Source organism: Bathymodiolus azoricus thioautotrophic gill symbiont (genome assembly GCF_001298715.1).
Taxonomy (GTDB): domain Bacteria; phylum Pseudomonadota; class Gammaproteobacteria; order PS1; family Pseudothioglobaceae; genus Thiodubiliella.
In genome coordinates this window covers 1-8,350 of record NZ_CDSC02000304.1, presented here as the reverse complement: position 1 = coordinate 8,350, position 8,350 = coordinate 1, and the positions used below count along the sequence as shown (strand labels likewise).

At 38.9% G+C, this 8,350-nt stretch carries 9 protein-coding genes and 1 riboswitch; of the genes, 7 read left to right on the top strand and 2 right to left on the bottom strand.

Annotation, left to right across the window (positions count from 1 at the left end):
• Positions 1-68 precede the first annotated feature (68 nt).
• Both hemA and prfA read left to right on the top strand, forming a co-directional pair.
• Complete coding sequence (gene hemA, locus BAZSYMA_RS05920; RefSeq protein WP_090716652.1) at positions 69-1,328, top strand: glutamyl-tRNA reductase; 1,260 nt, start codon at positions 69-71, stop codon at positions 1,326-1,328.
• The gene (prfA, locus tag BAZSYMA_RS05915) at positions 1,325-2,413 is read left to right on the top strand and encodes a peptide chain release factor 1 (protein ID WP_090716650.1); all 1,089 of its coding nucleotides are present in this window, start codon (positions 1,325-1,327) and stop codon (positions 2,411-2,413) included. The genes hemA and prfA overlap by 4 nt, the downstream gene beginning before the upstream one ends.
• A gap of 16 nt (positions 2,414-2,429) precedes the next feature.
• Here prfA and BAZSYMA_RS05910 read toward each other — a convergent pair whose 3' ends face one another.
• Both BAZSYMA_RS05910 and fur read right to left on the bottom strand, forming a co-directional pair.
• Positions 2,430-3,221, bottom strand: coding sequence for a metal ABC transporter permease (locus tag BAZSYMA_RS05910; RefSeq protein WP_090716648.1), 792 nt, complete (start codon positions 3,219-3,221; stop codon positions 2,430-2,432).
• A 19-nt stretch (positions 3,222-3,240) separates the two neighbouring features.
• Complete coding sequence (fur, locus tag BAZSYMA_RS05905; RefSeq protein ID WP_090716646.1) at positions 3,241-3,648, bottom strand: ferric iron uptake transcriptional regulator; 408 nt, start codon at positions 3,646-3,648, stop codon at positions 3,241-3,243.
• Between the two features lie 52 nt (positions 3,649-3,700).
• On the opposite strand from fur, the gene bamE reads away from it, so the two are divergent.
• The 5 genes from bamE to ahcY form a co-directional block, all read left to right on the top strand.
• Positions 3,701-4,279, top strand: a complete 579-nt coding sequence (gene bamE, locus BAZSYMA_RS05900) for an outer membrane protein assembly factor BamE domain-containing protein (RefSeq protein ID WP_090716644.1) — start codon at positions 3,701-3,703, stop codon at positions 4,277-4,279.
• Between the two features lie 32 nt (positions 4,280-4,311).
• Entirely contained in the window at positions 4,312-4,914 is a 603-nt protein-coding gene (ccmA, locus tag BAZSYMA_RS05895) for a cytochrome c biogenesis heme-transporting ATPase CcmA (RefSeq protein WP_090716641.1), read from the top strand.
• A gap of 2 nt (positions 4,915-4,916) precedes the next feature.
• Entirely contained in the window at positions 4,917-5,582 is a 666-nt protein-coding gene (ccmB, locus tag BAZSYMA_RS05890) for a heme exporter protein CcmB (protein WP_090716638.1), read from the top strand.
• A gap of 189 nt (positions 5,583-5,771) precedes the next feature.
• Positions 5,772-6,887 (top strand): methionine adenosyltransferase, encoded by a 1,116-nt coding sequence (metK, locus tag BAZSYMA_RS05885; RefSeq protein WP_090716636.1) that lies wholly within the window; start codon positions 5,772-5,774, stop codon positions 6,885-6,887.
• A gap of 9 nt (positions 6,888-6,896) precedes the next feature.
• Positions 6,897-6,969, top strand: a riboswitch (S-adenosyl-L-homocysteine riboswitch).
• A 22-nt stretch (positions 6,970-6,991) separates the two neighbouring features.
• A partial coding sequence (gene ahcY / locus BAZSYMA_RS05880) for an adenosylhomocysteinase (protein WP_090716653.1) occupies positions 6,992-8,350 on the top strand: 1,359 nt, incomplete at its 3' end.

Genomic DNA, 8,350 nt, shown 5'->3' with positions numbered 1-8,350 from the left:
CTGTGTATTGTAACGGCAAACAATGCTCTTATGATATAATTGAGCGTTTATTTATCTAATTTTTGCTCGTGTCTAAAATTGCCATTTTGAGTGTTAACCATCAACTTGCCCCTGTTGAAGTGCGTGAGAGAGTTGCGTTTTCACCTAATGAATTATCCAATGCTTTGAAGCAATTCAACAGTATTCAAGGTATTGAGGCTTGTGTCATTTTGTCAACTTGTAATCGCTCTGAAATTTACAGTATTGTTGATGATGATAATGCACAACAAATACTGAGTGATTATCTTGCCACCACCCATAATATTGCCAGAGAAAAGTTAGACCCTTATCTGGTTTATTTTGAAGGCGATGATGCACTCAAGCATATCTGTCGCGTAGCAACTGGACTGGATTCTTTGGTATTGGGTGAGCCACAAATCTTAGGACAACTTAAAGATGCTTACCATGCTGCCAAGGAAGCAGACACACTAAACAAGTTATTAGAAAAACTTTTTCAACACGCTTTTTCAACGACCAAAAAGGTTCGAACTGATACAGGAATCGGCTCATCTGCTGTTTCAGTTGCTTATTGTGCAGTCAAACTCAGTGAAAAGATCTTTGCCGACTTATCGCAGCAAACAGTGCTGCTCATTGGTGCGGGTGAGATGATTGAGTTGTGCGCTCAGCACCTTAATCAAAAAGGCATAAAAAAAATGATTGTTACTAATAGAACAGTTGAAAATGCCAAGAAAATTGCCGATTTATACGATGCCCAATCCATTAGTTTGAAGCAATTTTCATCAGTGGTATACGAAGCAGATATTATTATTTCTTCTACTGCTGCTAGTGTGCCAATCATCGGCAAAGGCTTAATTGAAAGCGCACTCAAACTGCGTAAACACAAACCAATGTTTATGCTGGATATCGCTATCCCTAGAGATATTGAGCCAGAAGTCGCACAACTCGATGATGTGTTTTTATACACAGTCGATGACTTGCAACAAGTGGTAGATAATAATATCAACAATCGCAATAAAGAAAAAACACTGGCTGAAGAAATTATTATCAGTGAAAACAAAAAATTTACACATTGGGTGGCAGCATTACCTAACGAAGAAGTCATTCAAGCTTATAAGAAAAACGCCTATCAAATTAAAAAGTCAGCCGTTGAAATGGCCCTTAAAAAGCTTAAAAATGGTGGTGATGCACAAACAATTATCGCCCAATTAGGCGACCAACTGACCAATAAATTATTGCACACACCCTTTAGCAATATCAAACAAAAAAATGCGAAGCAACTCAATCATTGTGCGTTTTGCATCCCTAAAAACAAAGCGAAAAAATCATGAACGCTTCACTCATAGCCAAACTTGAACAACTCTCAATGCGACTTGAAGAAGTTGGTGCCATGCTAAGCGACCCAGATGTTGCTTCAAACCAAAATAAATTTCGTGAATTGTCTATTGAACATGCACAACTCACGCCTGCGGTCGAACAATTCTGTGAGTATTTAAATGCACAAGAAGATGTTGAAGCCGCTAAAGCCATGTTGTTGGAAGATGATGATGAAATGCGTGCTATGGCAAAAGAAGAAATTGCCTCGGGTAAGGATAAATTAGAACAACTTGAATTAGACCTCAAAAAAGCATTGCTACCTAAAGACCCAAATGATTCACGCAATATTATTATTGAAGTCCGTGCAGGCACAGGTGGCGATGAAGCGTCGCTCTTCTCAGGTGATTTATTCAAAATGTATTCACGCTATGTTGAAAAACAAAAATGGCAAATAGAAGTCATGAGCTCTAATGTAGGTGAGCACGGTGGTTTTAAAGAAATTATCGCGCGTATTAGCGGTGTTGATGTATATTCAAAACTCAAATTTGAATCCGGTGCGCACCGTGTACAACGCGTACCGGAAACTGAATCCCAAGGTCGCGTGCATACTTCTGCTTGCACCGTGGCAATTATGCCAGAAGTAGAAAATATCGAAGAAATTAATATCAATATGAACGATGTGCGTGTTGATACCTTTAGAGCCTCTGGCGCTGGCGGTCAACATGTCAATAAAACCGATTCTGCTGTGCGTGTCACACATATCCCCACCAATACGGTGGTGGAGTGCCAAGACGGTCGCTCACAACACAAAAACAAAGCACAGGCAATGTCAGTATTAGCATCACGCATCTTAGATGCACAGCAGCAAGCACAGCAAAAAGAACAAGCCTCAACTCGCAAACAATTAGTCGGCAGTGGCGACCGCTCACAACGCATCCGCACTTATAACTATCCACAAGGTCGTATTACCGACCATCGCATTAACTTAACGCTTTACAAATTAACAGAAGTCATGGAAGGCGATTTAGAATCGGTGATTGAGCCACTTATTGTTGAACAGCAGACCAATCAACTAAGCGAACTCAATGATGCCCTTTAAAGTATTAATCTGTTAGTCAAGCCAAGGTTTTATTTGTGAACAACTGAGAAAGCCCAAACAAAACACCAAGTGCGATAACAATCGCTGGACCCGTTGCCACATCATAGTATATTGAGCTATTTAGCCCAATGACAACAGCAACTATTGAAACGACAATAGACAAAAATACCATTTGGACTGGACTACCAGCAAACACTCTAGCAACAGCTGGGGGAATAATAAGTAACGAAGTGATAAGCAATACACCAACAATTTGCACTGAAACCGATACGGTAAGCGCAATCATCAACATAAACAATAATTGATATGCAAAACGATTAAGCCCACTTGCCACACCTAATTCCTCGTTGAGCGTTAGTAATAACAAGCGTTGCCAAAAGATACTAAGCAAAATACCAACCAAGATAAGAATAGTATAAATCCAAATAATATCTTGATTGCTGATAGACAAAATATCACCAAATAACAATGAGAAGTAATCAGTATTTGTGCCACCCACTAGTGCCAAAACCACAATACCCAGCGACAAGGCAATGTGTGAAAAAATACCCAAGATAGCATCATTAGATAAAAAATCTTTTTGCTGTAAGGCAACAATCAAAGTGGCAAATAGCACACCAACAACAATCAATCCAATATGAATATCCAAACCACTTACCAAACCTAATGACACACCGAGTAGTGCTGAATGAGAAATGGATTCGGAAAAGTAACTCATTCGCCTCCAAATAACAAAACAGCCTAAAGAGCCTGCAATAATTGAAATACCAATGGCCGCTAAAAGCGCTCTAAAAATAAAATCTTCCATTAGCTTATTAAACCACTTGCTATTGACAATCCTTACACAGTCCATATAAATACAGGCAATGGTCGGTAAGTTGGTAGCCGTACTTTTTAGCAACATCGTGTTGGTGTTTTTCAATAGCTTCGTTTGTAAACTCGTCAATCTTGCCACACTTGACGCACACCAAGTGGTCATGATGTTCAACATTAGACAACTCAAATACACTTTGTCCGTTGTCAAAATTAAGCTTATTAACCATCCCAGACTCTTCAAACTGAGTTAACACACGGTAGATTGTTGCCACGCCGACCTCTTCATTTTGCATAATTAGTGCACGATAAATATCCTCGGCACTCATATGGTGATTTTCGCTGGTTTCTAAAATTTCTAAAATTTTAAGCCTTGGCAATGTAACTTTAAGCCCTGCACTTTTTAAATCTTGTGCGTCCATTACGCCCTCCTTAAGGTAAAATTAATGATTACACAATTATTTTAACCAAAAAATGATCAAATTAATTCTAATTACACTTTTATCTCTATTTTTAAACGCTTGTTCTTTTTCAAACTACATGCCTAGCATACCAACACTATCATTAATAACACCTTATAAGGCTGATATTAATCAAGGCTCAGTGTTAAGTCGCCTTAGCATTAACCAATTAAAAATTGGGATGTCAAAAAAACAAGTACAAGAAATCATTGGAGCACCCAGTGTCATTGACCCATTCCATAATAATCAATGGGATTACATCAATCATTCAACTATGGGCTCTGGCGAAGTTATTCGCTATCGCTTAACTCTGAAGTTTGAAGGACTAAAATTAGTCAATATCAATACTGATGGCATTAGCTCCTTACCAAAACTAACCGACAAGCAAAAAATGCTACAAAATGCTCGTATTGCTGAAGAAAAAGCTAAAATATTAGAAGAAGAGCGTATTGCTAAGGAGGAAGCCAAAACCAAGGAGTTGGAAGAAAAAGCCAGAATATTAGAAGAAAAGCGTATTGCTGAAGAAAAAGCCAAACACATTGCGCAAGAAAAAATCAAAGCTAAGGAATTGGAAGAAAAAAACAAGCCTTAGTATAAATTCTGATAAATAACCAACACCACACTGTGTCAGTGCTTACATTTAACAATTTAAGCTGTCAAAAAGGTTATAACCTTTTATTTGACGACTTGTCATTAGTGATTAATTCAGGTGATATTTTGCGTATTACTGGCACCAATGGCAGTGGCAAAACTTCACTGTTAAAAATTTTGGCTGGACTTAATGCACAAGAACAGGGCGCAATTCACTTGGACGATCACCCTGTCAAATCAGAAGAATATCAAAATGCAGTTTTTTATTTAGGTCATTTGAGCGCGCTTAGTGCTGAACTTAGTTGCCTTGAAAATCTTAAATATTTAAACGCACTTAATCAACCAACTGATGAACAAAAATTAATTGATGCACTTAATAAAATCGGTTTACAAGGCTATGAAGAAGAATACTGTGGTAGACTCTCAGCAGGGCAAAAACGCCGTGTGATTTTGGCAGGGTTGTTTGTATCTAATGCTAAAGTTTGGCTACTAGATGAGCCATTTACCGCACTTGACCCTCAAGGTGTTGAAATCATTGAGCGGTGCATTGGCGAACACTGTAAGCAAGGTGGGCTGTGCTTATTCACCACACATCAAGACTCAGCGCTAAAAAATCAAAAGGTATTGGCGTTATAACGATGAATATCTACTTGCAAACACTTAAACGCGACTTAAATGTGGCAATTCGTAACCCATCAAGTGTGCTTAATCCTTTATTATTTTTTGTGATTTCTGTATCACTATTCCCATTAGCCATTAGCCCAGAAGCCACAACACTCTCACAAATTGCTGCTGGTATTATTTGGGTAGCTAGTATGTTAGCTGTGTTATTGTCTCTAAATTCATTATTTCATCATGACTTTGAGAATGGTGTACTTGAGCAAATGCTTATCTCTCACCATTCACTACCCTTGCTCATTCTATCCAAAATCACCGCTCATTGGCTATTGACTGGTATTCCTATCATTTTATTATCACCCTTGCTTGGCTTGTTTTTGTTCTTAGACAACGAAGGGGTTAAAATCTTAATGCTCACCCTGCTACTCGCCACACCAAGCCTTAGTCTAATTGGTGCCATTGGCGCCTCACTCATTGTCGGTATTAAAAACTCAGGAATGTTGTTGTCCTTGTTAATATTACCTTTGTATATCCCAATTCTTATCTTCGCTTCCTCTGCGGTTTCTCAAGTATCTGTTGGCTTAGACATTAGTGCTCAGTTGTACTTCTTAGCTACAATCTTAGTAGTAAGCCTGATGCTGGCGCCGTTTATTAGCGCACTGTCTCTAAAAATAAGTTTAGAATAATTAATCACCTCTGTTATAATCTCCACACACGCTGATTTATCCCAATTGCTAGCGTTTGTTACCCGTAAAGGCAAACTAAAACAAGCTAAAGTAGGATTTCTTCTGAAAACCTCACTTTGTGGGTTTTTTAATGAGAATTTTTAATAATTATTGATTGTCATTAAAGATTTTCAAATAGGAGAACAAAAAATGATTTTCACTTCCGAGTCCGTTTCTGCTGGACACCCTGATAAAATTTGCGACCAAATATCTGATGCAATATTAGACAATATTTTAGCGCAAGATAAAAATGCCCGTGTGGCTTGCGAAACTTTGGTTAAAGATAACAATGTTATATTGGCAGGCGAGATTACCACTACTGCTAGCGTTGATTACGACAAGATTGTACGCGAAACCATCAATAATATTGGCTACACCAAAGAAGAATACGGTTTTACTGGTGACAATTGCAAAATCACCAACTTACTTGGTGAGCAGTCACCAGAGATTGCAATGGGTGTCGATACATCCAAAGACCATGAACAAGGCGCAGGTGACCAAGGCTTAATGTTTGGTTACGCCTGCAATGAGACCGATGTTTTAATGCCAGCACCGATTACTTACGCACATCGTTTGGTTAAGCAACAAGCAGATTTAATGCTAAGCGGACAATTGTCATGGTTGCGCCCTGATGCAAAATCACAAGTTTCTTGTATTTACAAAGACGCTCAAGTGGTTGGCGTTGATGCGGTGGTTTTATCCACACAGCATGATGGGGGTATTTCTCAAACAGAACTTAAAGAAGCAGTGATGGAAGAGATTATAAAACCTATCTTACCCGCACAGTGGTTAAGTGATAAAACACAATACCACATCAACCCAACAGGTGCCTTTGAAATTGGTGGCCCAGTTGGTGATGCAGGACTAACGGGTCGTAAAATTATTGTGGACACTTACGGCGGCATGGCAAGACATGGTGGTGGTGCATTTTCAGGCAAGGATCCATCAAAAGTAGACAGAAGTGCCGCCTATGCAACGCGTTATGTAGCAAAAAATATTGTGGCTACTGGTCTAGCAGACAAATGCGAAATTCAAGTCTCTTATGCAATTGGTGTAGCAGAGCCAACTTCAATTAGTATTGAAACCTTTGGCACGGCAAAGGTGCCCATGGTGGAAATTGAAAAATTTGTCAATGAAAATTTTGATTTACGTCCTAAAGGCTTAATCACAATGTTAGATTTAAAACGCCCTATTTATCAGCAAACGGCTGCTTACGGACATTTTGGTCGCACAGAAGATGACATTACTTGGGAAAAAATCAAGTAAAATATGCAACCTACCAAGGGGCGTTGCATTGAAAAATATTTTTCAATCAGGCTTGGCAAAATCAAAACGACGCTCATTTTTTAACCTTTTATAGGACAATAATAATGAGTAATAATATCCTTAATAATAACGACTACAAAGTTGCTGATATAGCTTTGGCTAATTTTGGTCGTAAAGAAATTGAACTGGCAGAAGTTGAGATGCCCGCATTAATGGCACTTCGTGCTAAATACAGCACAACACAGCCTTTAAAAGATGCAAGAATTTTGGGCTGTATTCATATGACCATTCAGACCGCTGTACTAATGGAGACCTTGATTGATTTGGGTGCGCAGGTTCGCTGGTCAAGTTGTAATATTTTCTCAACGCAAGACCATGCGGCAGCGGCAATGGTAACTGCTAATATCCCTACTTTCGCTTGGAAAGGCGAAACTGAAGAAGAATTCTTGTGGTGCATCGAACAAACCATCCTTGCTGATGGCAAGCCTTGGAACGCCAATATGGTGTTGGATGATGGCGGTGACTTAACACAAATGTTGCACGAAAAATACCCAGCAATGTTAAAAGATATTCATGGTATTAGTGAAGAAACCACAACAGGTGTTCATCGTTTATTAGAAATGCTGGAAGAAGGCTCACTTAAAGTGCCTGCTATTAATGTGAATGATTCTGTTACCAAATCAAAAAATGACAACAAATATGGCTGTCGCCATTCACTTAACGATGCGATTAAGCGTGGCACAGATATGCTAATGGCAGGTAAAAAAGCCTTAGTGATTGGTTATGGTGATGTTGGCAAAGGCTCAGCGCAATCTCTTCGTCAAGAAGGTATGATTGTGAAAGTTAGTGAAATTGACCCAATTTGCGCGATGCAGGCCTGTATGGATGGTTTCGAAATTGTTTCTCCTTATAAAAAAGGTGAAAATACTGGTGAAACTAAGGATATTAACAAACGATTATTAGCCACAACAGACTTAATCGTTACCACAACAGGCAACCTCAATGTATGTGATAGCGCAATGTTGCAAATGCTTAAACAAGGTGCAGTGGTTTGCAATATCGGGCACTTTGACAATGAAATTGACACACAATATATGCGCGACAACTGGACTTGGGATGAGGTTAAACCGCAAGTTCATCGTGTGTTCAAAAGTGACAATAAAAATGATTATTTAATTTTATTATCTGAAGGTCGCTTGGTAAATCTCGGTAATGCCACAGGTCACCCAAGTCGCATTATGGACGGTTCGTTTGCTAATCAAGTATTGGCGCAAATATATTTATATGGAAAATCCTTTGCCAATACAGGTGGTGAGATTTATGTAAAAGTCTTACCTAAAAAACTCGATGAAGAAGTTGCCAGTGATATGGTGGCTGGCTTTGGTGGCGTGATAACCAAACTCACCGACAAACAAGCTGATTACATCAACACGCCAAAAAATGGCCCATTTAAGTCAGAATCT

Excerpts from the sequence above, each read along its gene's own strand:
- ccmB (WP_090716638.1), top strand. The coding sequence starts at position 4,917 with ATGAATATCTACTTGCAAACACTTAAACGCGACTTAAATGTGGCAATT.
- BAZSYMA_RS05910 (WP_090716648.1), bottom strand. The coding sequence starts at position 3,221 with ATGGAAGATTTTATTTTTAGAGCGCTTTTAGCGGCCATTGGTATTTCA.
- prfA (WP_090716650.1), top strand. The coding sequence starts at position 1,325 with ATGAACGCTTCACTCATAGCCAAACTTGAACAACTCTCAATGCGACTT.
- metK (WP_090716636.1), top strand. The coding sequence starts at position 5,772 with ATGATTTTCACTTCCGAGTCCGTTTCTGCTGGACACCCTGATAAAATT.
- bamE (WP_090716644.1), top strand. The coding sequence starts at position 3,701 with ATGATCAAATTAATTCTAATTACACTTTTATCTCTATTTTTAAACGCT.
- fur (WP_090716646.1), bottom strand. The coding sequence starts at position 3,648 with ATGGACGCACAAGATTTAAAAAGTGCAGGGCTTAAAGTTACATTGCCA.